Origin of the sequence: Herbaspirillum huttiense, assembly GCF_004367745.1 — a bacterium.
Taxonomy (GTDB): Bacteria; Pseudomonadota; Gammaproteobacteria; order Burkholderiales; family Burkholderiaceae_D; genus Herbaspirillum; species Herbaspirillum huttiense.
This window is the reverse complement of the sequence record NZ_CP037993.1, coordinates 1,107,741-1,125,084: the sequence shown is the minus strand read 5'-3', so window position 1 is coordinate 1,125,084 and position 17,344 is coordinate 1,107,741. Positions and strand designations below refer to the sequence as shown.

Genomic DNA, 17,344 nt, shown 5'->3' with positions numbered 1-17,344 from the left:
GGGCTCCTGGTGGGTTGGGTCGGTCATGGAGTATTCCTTGACCGTGATGCCAGTGTGGAGCCAAGCGCGGATGAAGAGAATCCGTGCCATCGGCACTTCTTTATTGCACAGGCAGGAATAATGCAGCCGAAATGAAAACGGCTTCCGGTGAAAAGCCGGAAGCCGTCAGGCGCTCACATCGGGTCAGCACGGGACCCGGCGCATTCGTTCAGAAATGCGCATTACCCGCCACCGGCGCACCGCCGCCACGAGGTCCATAGCGCAACGTGAGCAAGGTGCCCAGGCTGATGGCGATGACCGCGAAGATGGGGCCGCCCAGCGCACCCACGTGATCGACCAGTACGCCGCCACCGATCGCGCCACTGGCGATGGCCACCTGGAACGCCGCCACCATCAGGCCGCCCGCGCCTTCTGCATGGTCCGGCGCGGCGCGCACGATCCAGGTCTGGAAGCCCACCGGGAAGGCGCCGAAGGCAAAGCCCCACAGCGTGATGGCGATGGCGGCCACCACCGGCGAGCTGCCCGCCACCCACAGGGAAGCCGCCAGCAGCGCGATGAGCGTGCCGCCGCTGACGATGGCGTAGCGTTCGCTGCGCTCGGCGATGAAGCCCCCGGCAAAGTTGCCGAAGAAGCCGCCCACGCCATAGCCCAGCAGCACCGCCGAGATGGTCGCCACCGACATGTGGGTGATCTGCTCCATCAACGGGCGGATGTAGGTAAAGCCGGCGAAGTGCCCGGACACCACCAGCAGCACCGCCATCAGCGCCACCCGCACATCCTTGCGGCCGAGCAGTTCAGCCAGCACCTTGAGGCTGGGATGGTCCTTGGGCGGCAGGCGCGGAATCGCGATCCACTGGATGGCGAAGGCCACCAGGCTGACCACGCCGGCGGCAATGAAGGCGCTGCGCCAGCCCCACAGGTTGCCCATGTAAGCACCGATGGGCGCTGCGCACACGGTCGCCACCGAGACCCCGGTGAGGATCAGCGACATGGCCCGGGCGAACAGGTGATCCGGCACCAGGCGCATGGCCAGCGCCGCCGCCATCGACCAGAAGCCGCCCAGCGCCACGCCCAGCAGCACGCGCGCCACCAGCAGGACCGGCAGATTGGGGGCCAGCACGGCCATGAGGTTGGAGACCAGCAGCAGCAGGGTCAGCATCAGCACCACGCGCTTGCGGTCGATGTTGCGGGTCAGCAGCGGGATGCTGGGCGCGGCCACGGCACCGACGATGGCGGTGGCCGTGACGGCCTGGCCGGCAGCGCCGTCGGAGACGTGCAGGTCGGTGGCGATGGCCGTGAGCAGGCTGGCGGGGAGGAATTCAGCGGTGACCAGGCTGAAGACGCCCAGCGCCAGGCTGGCAATGCCGCTCCAGTTGGCCGGGAGCTCTTGCGCTGCCTTGTGGGCAGGGGCCGCAGAGGCGCTGGCCGGGGCCGCCGTCTCGGTCAGCGGGGCCTCGATGATGCCGGGGTTGGACATGGGAAAACCTTTCTTGTGACGTTTCATGACTGGGTAGCGCAGTCTATGGTTAAATGTCTGGACTTTCCATGCCGATATTTCGCAAAGATATGACTATTCGTCCAAATCTCCCGGAAATCACTGAGTGCGCCCCCAAGGACCGTCCCACTGAGGGCGTCGATCCGCTGACCGAGATCCTGCTGGGCCTGCGGCTCGATGGCGTCGAGTACGCGCGCTACGTGCTGCACGAGCCCTGGGCGGTGGCCTTCCCGGCGCGGCGCGAGGCAACCTTCCACTTCATCGCCCAGGGCAGTTGCTGGATGCAGGTCGGCCAGGACGACTGGCTGCAGCTCAATGCAGGCGATGCGGTACTGCTGCCGCGCGGCAGGGCGCATGCGCTGGCCAGTGCGCGCGCCCTGCCGACGGTGGAGATCGGCAAGCTGGCCCGCAAGGCGGTGGCGGACAATCTGTTCCTGGTCGATGACAGTGCGCATGGCCAATCCGATGCTGCCCCCGCGCCGCCGACGCACGTGGTGTTCTCGGGTACGCTGCGCTTCAACCTGGACCCGCTGCACCCGCTCTTGATGATGATGCCCGAGGCCATGCGCGCCTGTGACCTGGCCCAGCGCGATCCGGCGGTGCTGGCCCTGCTCGATGCGATGGAGCGCGAAGTGGCGCTCAACCGCATCGGCGGCTGCGGCATCCTGGCGCGCCTGGCTGACGTGCTGGCCGCCAGCATCATCCGTGGCTGGGTGGAATGTGCCTGCAGCGATGCCAGTGGCTGGATCGCCGCAGTACGCTGCCCGCTGGTCGGACGGGTGCTGGCGGCGGTGCACCAGCATCCGGAACGCGACTGGTCGGTCAATGAACTGGCGGCCTTGATGGGGGCCTCGCGTTCCAGCTTCATCGAGAAGTTTTCGGCCACGGTGGGCGAGACCCCGGCCAAGTACGTGGCCCGCGTCAAGATGTTCCAGGCGCGCCACTGGATCGCCCGCGACGGCTTGCGGGTGGCGGTGGTGGCCAACCGGCTGGGCTACGATTCGGAAGCATCGTTCAGTCGCGCATTCAAGCGCATCATCGGCCATCCGCCCAGCGCGGCGCGGCTAGCCTGAGAGCCATACGGGGCCTGCGTTTTCACCCCGATTTTGCGCAGCAGAAATATTGCCTGAAGGGATGTGTGAAGAAGCCTTCATTTCCCCCTGTACGCGCCCATTCCGCTTGGCTATGATCGCCAGAGGGGACTAGCCTGCCGGGGCAGGCGGATAGCAAAGCGCAAGGGGACGCTATGCATTATCAGATCGTGCACGCCTTCGGAGCCGGAGTGTATTGCGTCTTCATCGCGCTGTTCCTGCTGGCGGCGCGCATCCCGCGCACACCGCCCGGTGCCAACTGGTTTGCCGCCGCCATCAGCTGTGCCCTGCTGGGCCGGCTGGCGGTGCTGTATCTCACGCCGCTGGGTGAACTGGCGCTGGCCAATCCGGTGTATGGCAGTTTCCTGATCCTGGAAAAGGTGCTGCTGGTGATGGGCTTCGTGCGCTTCTTCGATCTGCAGCAGAGAACGCTGCTGGTGCGCGCCGTGGGGGTGGCGGCAGTCGCCGCCGGGCTGTGGATGCTGTGGTCCGACAACCAGCTGGCGCTGCCGCTCATCAAGAGCACCAGCTATGCCCTCTTCAACGTGTTCGCGCTGGGCAGCCTGTCGTGGATGATCCTGCACGACAAACTCGACTGCCCGCCGCTGATCCGCCGCTGCATGGCCACGGCCTGTATTGCGCTGACGCTGCACTGGGCCAGCGGCGGGCTGATCGGACACTTCTATCCGCCCTGGCTGCGCTACGGCTTCCTGCTGGGCACGGCACTGGTGGCGCTGCAGTACACGAGCCTGCTCACGGCCATTCTGGCGCTGTTCCACCGCCGCCTGATCCAGGCCGAGGCCAAGGCCCTCAAAATGGCCTTCAAGGATCCGCTCACCGGCCTCTACAACAAGCATTTCATGAACAACCTGTTCGACCAGGCGCTGCTGCTGGCCACCCGTCCGCATCATCTGGTGGCGGTGTATTACATCGACCTGGACAACTTCAAACCCGTCAACGACCAGGCCGGCCATGCGGTCGGCGACAAGGTGCTCATGTGCGTGGCGCAGCGGCTCAAGGAAGCGGTGCGCAGCACCGACATCTGCGCACGCCTGGGCGGGGATGAATTTACCGTGATCGCCACCCAGCTGGAACGCCAGGACCAGGCCCCGGAAATCGCCAAGAAGCTGCTGGCCAAACTGGCGGCCCCCATCGAGGTCGGGCACCAGCAATTCGTCCTGGGCGCCAGCATCGGCATCAGCCTTTATCCCAGCCACGGGCAAGACCTGTCACGCCTGCTGGAGCAAGCCGATGCCGCCATGTATCACGTCAAGCACCGGGGAAAGAGCGGATATGAACTTTACACCGCAGGATAAGGCGCAGCGCGCCTGTCAGAAGCCCACTTGCAGCCGCATGGTGAAGGTGCGCGCACTGAGGGTGGCATTGCTGCCGAACAGGTAGGCGGCCTCGTATTTCACGAACTGATGCCCCATGCGCAGCGTACCGAACAGCGCCGGTCCGGCGCGATGCGACTGCTGATCGCGCGTGGCCCAGTGATCCCATCGTCCCAACTCGCCGAAGCCCTGCAGCCCGAAGTTGAACCAGGGCCGCCAGTGCTGACGCACCTGCCATTGATAGACCAGTTGTGTCGGCCCGTTCTGCTGGCTGCGGTAGTCCCGCTGCAGGAACAGGTTGGCGTTGAACTGCGTGCGCCACCATTCGGTTTGCAGCGCCGGTCCCCACTCCAGTGAATAACCATCGCGCTGGCTGTTGCGATACTGGCCGACATCGGTGTGGATGGCCAGGTCGACGGGATATTCCCCTTGCGTGAGCAGGACATCGTTCTGCCAGTTCATGCTCAGCATCTGCGTGCCCTGCACGGCATCCTGCTGGGTCACGCCATACAGCTCGGTGTACCAGCGCGAATTGACGCCATAAGCGATCCCCAGCTCGGGCGAGCCGATTGGCGGGCCGACGCTGGCCTTGGCGTTCCAGTACTTGTAATCCAGCGTCCACTGGCCGGGGTCGGAATAGACGCTGACCAGGTAGTAGCCGGTGCCGGCCTGCGCCGGCCGCACCCCGGCGGCCAGCAGCAGCACGGCCAGCACCAGGCCGGCACGCCCGTTGCGCTTGTGCATCACTGGCTCCGGCGTCAGCGGGCAGGCAGGCCCTGGATGAACTGCGTCAGCTCGCGCACGTAGAAGCGCGCCATGCCGGTGGTGCCATGGCCACGCGTCTCGGCGCTGGCCGGGATCAGCAGCAGTTGTGCGCCCGGCACTTCCTTCAGCGCGGCCTGCATGATGCCGGTCTCGGGCGGGTTGCGTTCATCGTCAGCGGAATTGATGGCCAGCACCGGCACCTTGATCTTCGACAGACCCGGCGCGGCGTTGTAGTCGGCCGAGGAACCCCACTGGTAGATGAAGTCATTGGCATCCGCCGTCACCGGCGCGGCCAGGCGCTCGTCGACCAGCTTGTCGGCTTGGGCATGCGTACCGGCGATGGCCTGGTAGGCCAGCGTGCCGCCATTGGTGGCGAAGACGAACATGTTGTTGGCCAGGCGCAGCGACGGCGGCTGGGTGGTGTAGTTGCCGTTGTTCCAGGCCGGGTCCTGCTTGATCGACTCCACCAGCATGCGCCGCATCATCCAGTTGCGGCTGGCCATTTCGGTCGGCTGCGAGGCCATCGGCACCAGCCCATCGGCAAAGCCGGGATAGGTGCCGCCCCAGATCCAGGTCTGCATGCCGCCCATGGAATTGCCGATGATCAGGCGCAGATGCGAAATGCCCATGCCTTCGGTCAGCATGCGGTATTGCGCCAGCACCATGTCGTCATAGTTGTATTGCGGGAAGGCCGCGCGCAGGCCGTCCGAAGGCTTGGTGGATTTGCCCACGCCGATGCCGTCCGGAATGATGATGAAGTATTTGCTGGCATCCAGCGGCTGGCCTGGGCCAAAGAGCTGGCCGCCGAAATCCTTGGACAGCATCGCACCGGCGCTCTGGTAGGTGCCGTGCAGCACCAGGACCGCCGGGTTGCTGCGCTCGCCCAGGGTGACGTAGTGCAGGCGCAGGTTGTCCAGGGTCTGGCCGGTATGGAACTGGAAGCGCGGTGCCACCCAGCTGCCTTCGACCGGCTTGGGCGGTTCGGCGGCGTGCAGCGGAACGGCCGCCAGCAGCAGCGTGGCGGAGGTAAGCAACAGGCGGGCGGCCCGGCGCAGGCTTGAAGTCAAAGTCATGAGGTTCTCTGGTCCGATTATTGTAAAAATTACACGCCCTCTCACCCTCTTCCCAAGGGCTGGTACGGCGCAGGCCAGAGTATGTAACAACTGTAAGAGAACGTGTTGCAACTCGAATCTTTTCGAGATCGAGCTGGTCTATTGCCATACCCGCTCCCGCAAGCACGGCGCCCTCGGGCAGCATGCGCGAGCCGGACCCTCATTCAAAAAACTTCGGGAACAAGTCTTTATTTACGATCAGGAAAAAATCATGAAAACACTTCACAAGATCGCTGCCATTTCCGTCACTGCCATCGCGCTGACCGCCATGACCGGCTGCAGCAACATGAGCACCCGCGACAAGAACACGGCTATCGGTGCCACCGTGGGTGCCGTCGGCGGTGCCATCCTCACCGGTGGCAGCGGCATCGGTACGGCCGGTGGTGCGGCCGTGGGCGGCGTGATCGGGCACCAGATCGGTCGCTGATCCCGTCAAGTTTCGTCAAGTTTGCGCGGCGACGGCCGCAGCAGCTTCGCCAGGGCGGCCTTCGGGTCGCCCTTGTCGCGTCTGAAGCACACAATGGCAGGCACCGCTAGACCGCCAGGAAGCCGCCATCCACCGGCACCACTGCCCCTGTCAGCATGGCCGCATCCGCCGACAGCAGCATGGCGATGCTGCGCGCCACGTCCTCGGCGGAGGCGAAGCGCTGCAAGGGATGGCGCACCATCATCGGGGCCGACTTGGCCGGATCGCTCCAGGCTGCCTCCGCCAGTTCGGTCAGGGTGATGGTGGGAGCGACCGCATTGACGCGAATGCCATGCGCCCCCAGCTCCTTGGCCAGCACCCGCGTCGCCCCTTCCAGACCGGCCTTGGAGGCGGCATAGCACAGATGCTCGGCAAAGCCGCGATGGCCCGCAATGGAGGTGATGTTGACGATGGCCCCGCCGCCACCGGCCGCGATACGCGCACGGGCGAAGGACTGGCAGGTGATGAGGGCCGCGCGCAGGTTCACGCCCAGCACGGCTTCATAGCCTGCATCGGTCATCTCGGTACTGGATTGCAAAACGTTGATGCCGGCGCTGTTGATGAGGAAGTCCGCAGTACCGGCCTGCTCCATGGCGCGCCGGGCGGCGGCCGGATCGGCCAGGTCGACCTGCACCGAGCGTCCGCCGATTTCTTCGCGCAGGCTGGCCAGGTCGCTGGCGGTGCGCGACAAGGCGATCACCTCGGCACCGCGCTGCGCCATCAAGCGTGCGCAGGCGCGGCCTATGCCTTTGCCGGCCCCGGTGATGATGACCGATGTTCCTGAAAATTCCATCTGCTTGTCTCCATTCAGTGAGACGCTGTGGCCGGCGCGGACTGCGCCGCCAGCAGCGGGGCCAGGCTGTCGCGTACCTCGCGCGCCAGTTGCTGGCTCTTGAGAAAGGCCTGGTAACGCGCCTCGTGCAGCCGGCCGATGGCCTCCCCTGTCGGCGCATTGCGCCCGGCCACGCTGGACATGGCCGCCATGGCGCTCTGCAGGTCGGCATGCGTGCCCGCAGCAACCGCCGCCAGCATGGCCGATCCCAGCAGCACCGGCTCAGGACAGGCGGTGATTTCCACCGGCAGGCCGGTGGCATCGGCCAGCAACTGGCGCGTCAGCGGATGCGTACCCGCGCCGCCCGAGACCGAAATGCTGGCGATGCGCACCCCGCATGCCGCCTGCGCTTCGATGATCTGGCGCAGGCCATACCCCAGGCTGCACAAGCCGGCGACATAGAGCGCCACCAGGCTGTCGATGTCGTGTTCCATGCCCAGACCCAGCAGCACCGCACGGGCCTGCGGATCGGCCAGCGGCGAACGGTTGCCGAGGAATTCCGGCACCACGTTGATCTGTCCGGCCAGCCAGACTGCCTGCGCCGGCTGCGCCACCGAGGCCAGCGCGCGTGCGGCCAGCCACTGTGGCAATTCCATTCCCTCGGCAGCGGCCAGCTGGCGCGCTTGCGGCGTAGCCGGATGCAGCGTCAGCAGATGATCGATGGCCGCACCCGCGGCCGACTGTCCGCCTTCGTTGAGCCACATGCCGGGGGCCATGGCGTTGTAATACGGGCCCCACACACCGGGCACGAAGACCGCCTTTGCATTGCTGGTCATGGTGCAGGACGAGGTACCGAACACATAGGCCATGCAAGCCGCCGCATCCTCCGCACCACCGCGCGCGGCGACCGTGCCGACGCCACCCGCATGCGCATCGATCAGACCGGCCGCCACCGCGATGCCGGGCCGCAACTGCAATTGCTGCGCAGCCTCGGGCGACAAGCCGCCGTTCAATGCGGTGCCGGGCCACACCACTTCCTGGCCAATGCGCGCAAACTCTTCCTCGGCCAGATCGCCCAGGCCGATGCGGCGGAAGTAATCCGCATCCCAGCGCCCTTCATGGGCAAGATGCGTCCACTTGCAGGTCACGGTGCAGGACGAGCGCTGCAGCGAACCCGTCGCCTTCCAGGTCAGGAAGTCGGTGAGATCGAAGAAATGCGCCGCCCCGTGATACACCTCCGGCAGCTGCTCCTTCAACCACAGCAGCTTGGGCGTTTCCATCTCCGGCGAGATCACACCACCGACATAGGACAACACCGCATGCCCGCCCGCATTGATGCGCTGCGCCTGCTCCAGCGCACGGTGATCCATCCACACGATCACATCGCGCTCGGGATGGCCGGCATCGCCCACGCCGGCCGGCGCACCTTGCACGACCAGCGAACAGGTGGCATCCACGCCGATGCCGGTCACGCTGGCCGGATCGATGCCGGCCTTGGCGACGGCGCCGCGCACCGCATGGCATACCGCGTCCCAGATCTGGGCACTGGATTGTTCGACGCGCGCGCGGCGCTCGTCGCGGAAGAGATCGATGTCATGTTTCGCGCTGCCACACAGCTTGCCGCTGCGATCAAATACGCCGGCCCGGGCCGAGCCGGTGCCGACATCGATGCCGATCAGATAGGTCTCCATCTTTCCTCGCTGGTTTGGAAAAGGGCCACCTGCCGCGTTGCTCACTCACACGCGATCGAAATTGGTGGGGAGCACGAGCATATCGCGGATGGTCACATTGCGGTTGCGGGTCAGCATGTACTCGACCGCATCGGCCACCTCCGAGGGCTCGATCAGGCTGCCCGATTCCTTGGCCTTGCGCAGGTTCTCTTCCGGCCAGTCGGCCAGCAGCGCCGAGATCACCGGGCCGGGCGAGACCTGTCCGACGCGCACGCCATGGGGAATCATCTGGCGTCGCATGGTCTGGACGAAGCAGGTGATGGCCCATTTGGAACCGGCATAGACCGGCTCCCAGTGAGTCGGGAAATGCCCGGCCACTGAGCAGGTGACGATGATGTCGCCGGTCTTGCGCGCGATCATGTGCGGTGCCACGGCATGCACGTTCTTCATCACCGCATTGACGTTGAGGTTGAGCATCTTGTCGATGGCCTCGGGCGTGGTATCGACCAGCTCACCGCCGATGTAGGTGCCGGCATTGCAGTAGAGGATGTCGATGTGGTCAACCTTGGCCAGGATCTCCGGCACCATCGCCGCGCAGCTGTCGGCGTCCAGCAGATTGGTGACCTGCGGGATGGCCTGCGGACCGAGGCGCGCGGCCAGTTCATCCAGCGCTTTGGCATTCCAGTCCACCATCACCACGGTCACGCCATTGGCCAGCAGTTTTTCGGTGGTGGCCAGGCCGATGCCGGAGGCGGCACCGGTGATGACGGCGATCTTGCCTGCGAGAGATTGGGGCATGTTCTGTCTCCTTGTGAATGAAATCAAGTATGAAAAAAAGGAATGGAAATGCTCAGCGCCATTCCCGTGCGATATAGATGGCCAGCAGGATGATCACGCCGCGAATGATGTCCTGCAGATAGGGATTGATGCCCATCAGGTTCAGGCCATTGTTGAGGATGCCCAGCAGTACCGCGCCGATGAGCGTGCCCACCACCAGCCCGCGTCCACCGGCGATGGCCGTGCCGCCCAGCACCACGGCGGCAATCGCATCCAGTTCGAAGCCCACGCCCGCATTGGGCTGACCCGACATCAGGCGGCCCGTCAAAATGATCGCGGCCAGGCCCGAGGTGAAACCGGAAATCGCATACACCGCCAGCTTGATGCGCGTGGTCTTCACGCCCGACAAACGCGCCGCCATCTCATTGCCGCCGATGGCATAGACATGGCGGCCGAAGGGGGTACGCTGCAGCAGCACCCAGGCCAGTGCATAGACCAGCAGCATCAGGATCACCGGCACCGGGATCATGCCGATGCGGCCCACGCCGAACCACGATATCCAGCCGGGCAGACCCGAGATCGGATAGCCGCCCGAGTAGATCAGCCCGACCCCGCGCGCCACGCCCATGGTGGCCAGCGTGACGATGATGGCCGGCATGCGGCCCCAGGCCACCAGTGCGCCGTTGAGCAGGCCGATGCCTACGGCCAGTGCGATGCCCGCCAGCAGCGCGACCGGTGCGGGCAGGCCGCTGTTGACGATCAGCCCCGCCGACAAAGTGCCGGCCAGCGCCATGGCCGCACCGACCGACAGATCGATGCCGCCGGTAAGGATGACGAAGGTCATGCCCACGGCGAGGATGCCGACGATGGACACCTGGCGCAGCACGTTGAGCCAGTTGGAGACGGTGAAGAAATTGTCCGAGGCCAGCCCCATCAGGAGCGAGACCACGATCAGCCCGGCCAGCGGCAGTGCCAGCGGTGAATGGATCAGGGCGCGCCAGCGCGCCTGCGATGAGGCGCGCACGGGGGCGCTGCCCAGGGTATTGGCTTCATGCTGCATGGTGGAGTCTCCCGGTGGTGGCATGGGTCATGATTTCTTCGGCGGTCACGGCATCCCCTTCGACGGTGGCGACGATGCCGCCGCCCTTGAAGACGCAGACCCGGTCGGACATGCCGACCACCTCCGGCAACTCGGAAGAAATCATGATGATGGAATAGCCCTGCGCGGTGAATTCGCGCATGAGCTGGTAGATCTCGGCCTTGGCACCTACATCGATGCCCCGCGTCGGTTCATCGAAAATCAGCACCTGCATGTTGTGATTGATCCAGCGTGCGATCACCACCTTCTGCTGATTGCCGCCGGACAGCGTATCGACCCGCGCATGCGCATCCGGCGCTTTAACCCGCACGCGCTGCATGGCGATACGGGTCGCTTCGGCTTCGCGGCGGCGATCCAGGAACAGACCACCCGCGCGATACTTGCCGTAATTGTTCAGCGAAATGTTGTGCAGGATGGGGAAGCTGGTGATGAGTCCCTGCTCCTTGCGGCTTTCCGGCAGCAGGCCGATGCCTGCTTGCAGGGCTTGTGCCGGATCGGCAAAGCGCAACGGCACACCGTGCATGGAGAGCTTGCATTGCACCGCCGGATGCGCGCCCAGCATGGCCAGCACGGTCTCGGTGCGGCCCGAGCCGACCAGGCCGGCAAAGCCCAGGATCTCGCCGCGCCGCAACTGGAAACGCGACACCGGGCCATTGCGCTTGAGCTGCAAGGCCTGCACCTCCAGCACTACGTCGCCCTCGGGCGCGGCGGCCGGCTTGGGCGGGAAGCAGTTCTCGATGCGCCGCCCCACCATCATCTCCACCAGGCGCGCCTGGTCCACTTCACTTACCGCACAGGTGCCGATGTACGCACCATCGCGCAGCACGGTGATGCGGTCGCAGATCTCGAAGATTTCTTCCAGATGGTGCGAGATGAAGATGATCGCCACGCCCTGCTCGCGCAGGCCGCGCATCACCTTGAACAGGTGCTCTACCTCGCCGGGCGTAAGGGTTGCGGTCGGTTCGTCCAGCACCAGGATGCGGGCATCAAGCGCCAGCGCTTTGGCGATTTCGACGAACTGCTGCTGCGCCACCGAGAGCTTGCATACCGGTACGTCCAGCGGAATTTCCACGCCCAGCTGTGCGATGATCTGCGCCGCGCGGCGCTTCATGGCGGCACGCTGCAGCAGGCCGAGCGGACTGCGCAACTCGCGTGCCAGGAACATGTTGTCCACCGCATCCAGATAAGGGATCAGCGAGAATTCCTGGAACACCACGCCGACACCGGCGGCGATGGCCTCGTGATAGCTGGCAAAACGGCAGGCCTGTCCATCGATGCGGATCTCGCCCGCATCGGGTGTGACGATGCCGCACAGGATCTTCATCAACGTGGACTTGCCCGCGCCGTTCTCGCCCAGCAGCGCGTGCACTTCACCGGCGCGCACCTGCAGGTCGACGCCGCGCAGCACCGTCACCGGGCCGAAGTTTTTCTTGATACCAGTCAGTTGGAGCATGGCTGCCTCCATCAAGGGAAAGGAAGGCGCGACGGACGAAGGCCGCCGCGCCAGCGGCTTACCAGCTGAAGCCGGCCGCGTTCTTCTTGGTCACCGGCATGACGTCGATGGGCACTTCCTTGGGCACCACGCGTGCGCCCCACTTCTTGGCCAGCGCCATGGCCAGGCCCACGCGCACCTGGTCACGCGGGAATTGCGCGGTGGTCTCGATGAAGGGACCGCCATCGGCAATCGCCTTGACGGCTTCGGGCGCACCGTCCACCGAGGTCAGCTTGATGTCCTTGCCGCTGCCCTGGATGGCGGCCAGCGCGCCCATCGCACCGCCGTCATTGACCGAGAAGATGCCCTTCAGGTTGGGGCGCGACTGGATCATGTTCTCCACCACGCCCAGCGCCACCGAGCGGTCCTGGCGGCCGTTCTGGGTGGCCACCAGCTTGATGTCCTTGTATTCACCGAGGGCCTGCTTGCAGCCTTCCACGCGCTGCAGGATCGGCACCACGGGAATGCCGTCGAGGATCGCCACTTCGCCCTTGCCACCGATGGCATCGGCCAGTGCGCGGCAGGACTGGTAGCCGGCATCCTTGTTCTTGGAACCGACGAACATGTCCACCGGACCGGCGGCATTGGCATCGACTGCCACCACGATTACGTTGCGCGCCTTGGCGGCTTTGACTGCCGCTTCCACGCCGGCGGAGTCGGTCGGGTTGATGAGCAGGATGTCGATGTTCTGCTGCAGCATGTCTTCGATGTCGGCGATCTGCTTGGCCACGTTGTGGGCAGCATCGGTGACGATGACCTTGGCACCGAAGGACTTGGCCGCATCATCGAGGGCCTTTTTCATCGAGACGAAATACGGGTTGTTCATTTCCTGGAAGCTCATGCCGATCTTGAGCTTGGACAGTTCCTGGGCGCTCGCCGGTGCGGTGAACGCCACCAACGTGGCGGTGGACAAGGCCAGTGCGGTCAGTGCTTTCTTCATTGCAGTCTCCATTGTTGTTGGTGTGTGCTTGATGACGGGATTACCCGGCATGCTCGTTGCGAAGTGACAGGCAACACCTGTCCTGTTCCGGAAAGCGGGGGCTTTCCTGAATGCGTTTTTCCCTGACAAGGAAATGATTTAAATGATTTATGGCGTGCGTCCGGCGCTATCCGGTCGCGGCAAAAAGGCCGTTGCTGGCAAAGGTATTGCGAAACTCCGAAGGCGACATGCCCTTGATCTTCTGGAAGTGGCGGTTGAAATTGGAGAGGTTGGAAAACCCGGTCTCGTAGCAGATGTCGGTGATGCGTGCTTCCGGATTGTTGAGCAGCGCGAGACAGGCCAGGTCCACGCGCAGCTGGTTCTTGTAGCGCACCAGCGTGGTTCCCGTGTGGCGCTTGAAGGCGCGCGAGAAGGTGCTCAGGTTCTGCCCCACCATGTCGGCCAGGTCCTGTTCGCCGATGTCATCGGTGAGGTGTTCGCGCAGATAGGCGATGGCACGGTTGAGCCCGCTGCTGTTCACGCCTGACAGGTCCAGCTTGTAGGAGAGGCTGGCCAGCACTTCCGGCTCGGGCGAATTGGCCAGCACGTCGAGGATTTCCCAGAACAGGGCGAGGCGCTTCAAGCCGCGCTGGTCGATCAGGCGCTGCATCAGCGGACGCACCGTGTCGCTGGTGGCGGCATCGAACAGCAGGCCGCGATGGCTGCGTTCGAGCAGCGGCATGATGGCTTCCATCTCGGGGATGCTGGCGGCGCATTGATCCACCAGTTGCTCGGGAAACTGGATCACCAGCGAGCGCACGGGGACCACCTCATCGCGGCCGATGTCGGAAATCCAGTTCTGCGGAAGATTGGGACCGGTCATCACCAGCTGGCCCGGCGCGAAGTCGCCGATGTGGTCACCGACGTAAAAACGTCCGGAGGTCGCCACCACGAGGTGGATCTCGTACTCCGGATGGTAGTGCCAGCGCACGGTACGGAAGGGGTAGCCGTGCATCCATGCCGCAAAGGATTCGCCCTTGCGGATATGGACCAGTTCCAGGTCGGGCTGCATCGTGTCTCCTCTCAATCGAGAGCATTTTCCTTATTGAAACTGACAAATCGCTGTTGTCAGTTTTCATCATGTGCTGCATCTTAGTGCCCCTCTGGCTGCGGGTTCTACATCACCAGCGAGGAAGGACTGATACTTTTTTGCGCAAGAAGGGATGGAGAATGAAATACGATGCCGCGCAGCAAAACGGCCCTGCAAAGCAGGGCCGTCGTGTCGGTCGGGATGGCTGTATTACACGGAACGCATCAGTCCGCCATCGACCTTGATGTTCTGGCCGGTGATGTAGCCGGCACCGGAGGAAGCCAGGAAAGCGATGGTCGCGGCCACTTCCTCGCTGGTGCCATAGCGCTGCATGGGCACGCCGGCGCGGCGTTCTTCACGTTGTGGCAGGCTGTCGATCCAGCCCGGCAGGACGTTGTTGATGCGGATGTTTTCCGGCGCGTACTTGTCGGCGAAGAGCTTGGTGAACGCGGCCAGCCCGGCACGAAATACGGCCGAGGTCGGGAACATGTCGGAGGGTTCGAAGGCCCAGGCCGACGAGATGTTGATGATGGCCCCGCCGCCCTGTGCCTGCATCAGCGGCGTCACCAGGCGCGTGGGACGGATGACGTTGAGCAGGTAGGTATCCATGCCGCGATGCCAGTCTTCATCGGTGATGTCGAGGATGGGAGCGCGCGGACCATGGCCGGCGCTGTTGACCAGCACATCCACGCGGCCCCAGCGGGCCACGGCCTGGTCGACCAGTTTTTGCAGGTCGTCCACTGACTGGTTCGAGCCGGTCACGCCGATGCCGCCCAGCTCGGCGGCCAGCGCCTCGCCACGGCCGGAGGAAGACAGGATGCCGACCTGGAAGCCATCGGCCGCCAGGCGGCGCGCGGCGGCGGCACCCATGCCGCTGCCGGCGGCGGTGATCAGGGCTACTTTGCTGCTCATGGAAACTCCTTGTGGATAAGTGATCTTGCCGCGCGGAAAATCTCGACCTCTCGCACGGGATTGGCGATTGTAGTTCGTGTCGATGCCGCGTGCAGGGGACGAGAAGCGCACTGGGTGATCCGGAATTTGTCATGTCCCTGTTGCATTTCTGGGGCATCATCGCGCACCATTGCGCAGCCCGGCCCTCGTGCGGCCTCATGAACGTACCGGAAGTCCCATGCAAATCATCGCCAACATCAATCTCGAATCTCTGCTCGATACCTCGATCAGCCTCACCGCCGCCTTCATCCTGGGTGGCCTGATCGGGCTGGAACGCCAGTACCGGCAACGCACTGCCGGCCTGCGCACCAATGTGCTGGTGGCCCTGGGCGCGGCGGTCTTCGTCGACATGGCCAATCGCATGGGCGGTCACGAAGGGGCGGTGCATGTGGTGGCTTATGTGGTTTCGGGCGTGGGCTTTCTGGGCGCGGGCGCGATCATGCGCGAGGAAGGCAATGTGCGCGGCATCAATACTGCGGCCACCTTGTGGGGCTCGGCGGCAGTGGGGGCAGCGGCGGGGGCCGACCTGATCCTGGAAGCGATCCTGGCCACCCTCTTCGTGCTGGCCGCCAATACCCTGCTGCGCCCGGTGGTCAACACCATCAACCGCAAGCCGCTGGATGTGCCTTCGGTGGAAGTGACCAACACCATCCACCTGATCGTGGAAAGCGCGCACCAGAAGCGCGTGCTCATGGCCGTCACCGACATGCTGGAACAGAGCCGCCATCCGACGCATGGACTGGACGTGCGGCCCTTTACGGAGGATGAAGTGGAAATCGAAGCCACCCTGGCGGCGACCTCCGTGGATGGCGATGAACTCGATGCGCTGGTGGAACGTCTGCTGGCCTTGCCTGCCGTGAAGCAGGCGTTCTGGACGCCGAGTACGACGGACTGAGTTCGTAGCAATTCAGTGCCGGCCGGGGCAAAGCCGCTCCGGCCTGATTGGCACCTCGTCAGCTAATTGTCAGCCAGCAATCTTCTTCTCACCGTAGAATTTCTCCCACAATGAAAACAGGGGGAAATCAGTGCGCATCCGTTTACGCATCCATCGTGCGTTCCATACTGCAGCGGTCTTGGGCTGGCTTACCATTCTGTCTGCAGCCAGCCATGCCGGCACCACGCAGTGTGCTGATGTCGGCGAAGACTTTGCAACGGCATCCCCGTCCTCGCAAGGATTCTCTGCGGCGCGGCTGAGCAGCATGCTGCACACGCTGGACCAGGCCCGGCTCGATATCCGTGCGGTGCTGGTCTTGCGTGACTGCCACGTCGTCCTGGAGCGTTACAAGGCAGGTATAGGGCGCGGTTACAACCACGCCATGTACTCCGTGACGAAATCGATTTCCTCCACGCTGGTCGGAGCACTGCTGATGCAAGGGAAAATTCACGACATGAACGCGCCCATCCCGCAACTGATAGAACGTCCGCGCGGGCTCAGCGAAGCAGAATGGAAACACCTCGACCAGATCAGCCTGAAGAACGTGATGCAGATGGCCTCCGGTTTCGACTACCAGCACAATCCGGCTACCAACCCGATCTACGATACCCGGCAGGATCGCGTCCGTCTGGTCGTCAATCAACGCGTAGCATCACCTCCCGGAACGCGTTTCAACTATTCGGATGCCGACGCAACACTCACTGGCACCGTCATTGCCGGAGCGGCAGGGACCAGCCTGCTGGCTTTTGCCGAAAAGACCTTGTTCGAGCCGCTGAAGATGCGCAATGTCGCGTGGTGGTTCCCGGATCAGGGAGCCCGCGTGCCCGGTGGCTGGGGCTTGCGTCTGCGCCCGATGGACATGCTCAAGCTGGGACAGCTTTATCTCCAGCAGGGGCAGTGGAACGGCAGCGCCATCTTTGCTCCGGAGTATCGCGAGATGGCATGGGCACCCGGTGTCAGCGAACGCTACGGGCTCCACTGGTGGCGTGGCCGGGTCAACGGCGTCCAGGTGTTTTTCGCCAACGGCTACAAGGGGCAACGCATCTACATCTTCCCTGCCCTCAACACGGTCGTGGCCATCGTATCGAGCGTGAACGGAGAGGAAGAAACTGCAGTCACCGCCACCATCACCAAGGCCGTGGTTGAGGCAGCCAACAAGAATGGCGATGCCGTTGCCGACGACGGAGATGCCGACCTGCTCAAGGAGCAGGCCAAGGGCTTTGACGGTGAAACGCGCATCAGGCAGGACATGCAGGACGCGCCACGACGCTTTTGAATGAGGCGTTCCGAATCAAGTCCTGGTCATGGTCCGCCAGCGGACGTCGGGGCTGCGGTCGCTACGGCAGTATTGAGCGACAATGACCATCGATAGCTCAA

The 17,344-nt window shown here is 64.3% G+C and carries 16 protein-coding genes; 5 read left to right on the top strand and 11 right to left on the bottom strand.

Going from position 1 to position 17,344, the window contains the following annotated elements:
- Positions 1-208: 208 nt before the first annotated feature.
- The gene (locus E2K99_RS05035; RefSeq protein ID WP_134221538.1) at positions 209-1,477 is read right to left on the bottom strand and encodes an MFS transporter; all 1,269 of its coding nucleotides are present in this window, start codon (positions 1,475-1,477) and stop codon (positions 209-211) included.
- Positions 1,478-1,566: 89 nt separating this feature from the next.
- Here E2K99_RS05035 and E2K99_RS05030 point away from each other — a divergent pair, with 89 nt between their 5' ends.
- Entirely contained in the window at positions 1,567-2,568 is a 1,002-nt protein-coding gene (locus tag E2K99_RS05030) for an AraC family transcriptional regulator (RefSeq protein WP_240733855.1), read from the top strand.
- A 173-nt stretch (positions 2,569-2,741) separates the two neighbouring features.
- Positions 2,742-3,902 (top strand): GGDEF domain-containing protein, encoded by a 1,161-nt coding sequence (locus E2K99_RS05025; protein WP_039789058.1) that lies wholly within the window; start codon positions 2,742-2,744, stop codon positions 3,900-3,902.
- A gap of 15 nt (positions 3,903-3,917) precedes the next feature.
- On the opposite strand, the gene E2K99_RS05020 is transcribed toward E2K99_RS05025, so the two are convergent.
- Together E2K99_RS05020 and E2K99_RS05015 are read right to left on the bottom strand one after the other, a co-directional pair.
- Positions 3,918-4,664 (bottom strand): hypothetical protein, encoded by a 747-nt coding sequence (locus tag E2K99_RS05020; protein ID WP_134221536.1) that lies wholly within the window; start codon positions 4,662-4,664, stop codon positions 3,918-3,920.
- A gap of 14 nt (positions 4,665-4,678) precedes the next feature.
- The gene (locus E2K99_RS05015) at positions 4,679-5,758 is read right to left on the bottom strand and encodes an alpha/beta fold hydrolase (protein ID WP_134221535.1); all 1,080 of its coding nucleotides are present in this window, start codon (positions 5,756-5,758) and stop codon (positions 4,679-4,681) included.
- Positions 5,759-6,008: 250 nt separating this feature from the next.
- On the opposite strand from E2K99_RS05015, the gene E2K99_RS05010 reads away from it, so the two are divergent.
- Positions 6,009-6,224, top strand: coding sequence for a glycine zipper 2TM domain-containing protein (locus E2K99_RS05010; protein ID WP_006465163.1), 216 nt, complete (start codon positions 6,009-6,011; stop codon positions 6,222-6,224).
- Between the two features lie 106 nt (positions 6,225-6,330).
- Here the strand turns inward: E2K99_RS05010 and E2K99_RS05005 are convergent, their stop codons facing one another.
- From E2K99_RS05005 to E2K99_RS04970, 8 genes are all read right to left on the bottom strand, one after another.
- Positions 6,331-7,056 (bottom strand): SDR family oxidoreductase, encoded by a 726-nt coding sequence (locus tag E2K99_RS05005; RefSeq protein WP_134221534.1) that lies wholly within the window; start codon positions 7,054-7,056, stop codon positions 6,331-6,333.
- Positions 7,057-7,070: 14 nt separating this feature from the next.
- The gene (locus E2K99_RS05000) at positions 7,071-8,726 is read right to left on the bottom strand and encodes an FGGY-family carbohydrate kinase (RefSeq protein ID WP_134221533.1); all 1,656 of its coding nucleotides are present in this window, start codon (positions 8,724-8,726) and stop codon (positions 7,071-7,073) included.
- A gap of 45 nt (positions 8,727-8,771) precedes the next feature.
- Positions 8,772-9,503, bottom strand: coding sequence for an SDR family oxidoreductase (locus E2K99_RS04995; RefSeq protein WP_134221532.1), 732 nt, complete (start codon positions 9,501-9,503; stop codon positions 8,772-8,774).
- 52 nt (positions 9,504-9,555) lie between these two features.
- Entirely contained in the window at positions 9,556-10,566 is a 1,011-nt protein-coding gene (locus E2K99_RS04990) for an ABC transporter permease (protein WP_420840870.1), read from the bottom strand.
- Positions 10,532-12,034: a sugar ABC transporter ATP-binding protein gene (locus E2K99_RS04985; protein WP_134221531.1), complete on the bottom strand. Its 1,503-nt coding sequence runs from the start codon at positions 12,032-12,034 to the stop codon at positions 10,532-10,534. Before E2K99_RS04985 ends, E2K99_RS04990 begins: the two co-directional genes overlap by 35 nt.
- A gap of 58 nt (positions 12,035-12,092) precedes the next feature.
- Complete coding sequence (locus tag E2K99_RS04980; RefSeq protein WP_134221530.1) at positions 12,093-13,013, bottom strand: ABC transporter substrate-binding protein; 921 nt, start codon at positions 13,011-13,013, stop codon at positions 12,093-12,095.
- A 166-nt stretch (positions 13,014-13,179) separates the two neighbouring features.
- Complete coding sequence (locus E2K99_RS04975; RefSeq protein WP_034340275.1) at positions 13,180-14,064, bottom strand: AraC family transcriptional regulator; 885 nt, start codon at positions 14,062-14,064, stop codon at positions 13,180-13,182.
- A gap of 228 nt (positions 14,065-14,292) precedes the next feature.
- On the bottom strand, positions 14,293-14,994 hold the full coding sequence (locus tag E2K99_RS04970) for an SDR family oxidoreductase (RefSeq protein WP_134221529.1): 702 nt from the start codon (positions 14,992-14,994) through the stop codon (positions 14,293-14,295).
- A gap of 217 nt (positions 14,995-15,211) precedes the next feature.
- On the opposite strand from E2K99_RS04970, the gene E2K99_RS04965 reads away from it, so the two are divergent.
- Both E2K99_RS04965 and E2K99_RS04960 read left to right on the top strand, forming a co-directional pair.
- A complete protein-coding gene (locus tag E2K99_RS04965; RefSeq protein WP_134137200.1) occupies positions 15,212-15,928 on the top strand; it encodes an MgtC/SapB family protein in 717 nt (238 codons plus the stop codon).
- 130 nt (positions 15,929-16,058) lie between these two features.
- On the top strand, positions 16,059-17,243 hold the full coding sequence (locus E2K99_RS04960) for a serine hydrolase domain-containing protein (RefSeq protein ID WP_240733854.1): 1,185 nt from the start codon (positions 16,059-16,061) through the stop codon (positions 17,241-17,243).
- Positions 17,244-17,344 lie beyond the last annotated feature (101 nt).

Bases quoted from the DNA above. Each gene is read 5' to 3' on its own strand.
- E2K99_RS05035 (WP_134221538.1), bottom strand. From the start codon at position 1,477: ATGTCCAACCCCGGCATCATCGAGGCCCCGCTGACCGAGACGGCGGCC.
- E2K99_RS05030 (WP_240733855.1), top strand. From the start codon at position 1,567: ATGACTATTCGTCCAAATCTCCCGGAAATCACTGAGTGCGCCCCCAAG.
- E2K99_RS05025 (WP_039789058.1), top strand. From the start codon at position 2,742: ATGCATTATCAGATCGTGCACGCCTTCGGAGCCGGAGTGTATTGCGTC.
- E2K99_RS05020 (WP_134221536.1), bottom strand. From the start codon at position 4,664: ATGCACAAGCGCAACGGGCGTGCCGGCCTGGTGCTGGCCGTGCTGCTG.
- E2K99_RS05015 (WP_134221535.1), bottom strand. From the start codon at position 5,758: ATGACTTTGACTTCAAGCCTGCGCCGGGCCGCCCGCCTGTTGCTTACC.
- E2K99_RS05010 (WP_006465163.1), top strand. From the start codon at position 6,009: ATGAAAACACTTCACAAGATCGCTGCCATTTCCGTCACTGCCATCGCG.
- E2K99_RS05005 (WP_134221534.1), bottom strand. From the start codon at position 7,056: ATGGAATTTTCAGGAACATCGGTCATCATCACCGGGGCCGGCAAAGGC.
- E2K99_RS05000 (WP_134221533.1), bottom strand. From the start codon at position 8,726: ATGGAGACCTATCTGATCGGCATCGATGTCGGCACCGGCTCGGCCCGG.
- E2K99_RS04995 (WP_134221532.1), bottom strand. From the start codon at position 9,503: ATGCCCCAATCTCTCGCAGGCAAGATCGCCGTCATCACCGGTGCCGCC.
- E2K99_RS04990 (WP_420840870.1), bottom strand. From the start codon at position 10,566: ATGCCACCACCGGGAGACTCCACCATGCAGCATGAAGCCAATACCCTG.
- E2K99_RS04985 (WP_134221531.1), bottom strand. From the start codon at position 12,034: ATGCTCCAACTGACTGGTATCAAGAAAAACTTCGGCCCGGTGACGGTG.
- E2K99_RS04980 (WP_134221530.1), bottom strand. From the start codon at position 13,013: ATGAAGAAAGCACTGACCGCACTGGCCTTGTCCACCGCCACGTTGGTG.
- E2K99_RS04975 (WP_034340275.1), bottom strand. From the start codon at position 14,064: ATGCAGCCCGACCTGGAACTGGTCCATATCCGCAAGGGCGAATCCTTT.
- E2K99_RS04970 (WP_134221529.1), bottom strand. From the start codon at position 14,994: ATGAGCAGCAAAGTAGCCCTGATCACCGCCGCCGGCAGCGGCATGGGT.
- E2K99_RS04965 (WP_134137200.1), top strand. From the start codon at position 15,212: ATGCAAATCATCGCCAACATCAATCTCGAATCTCTGCTCGATACCTCG.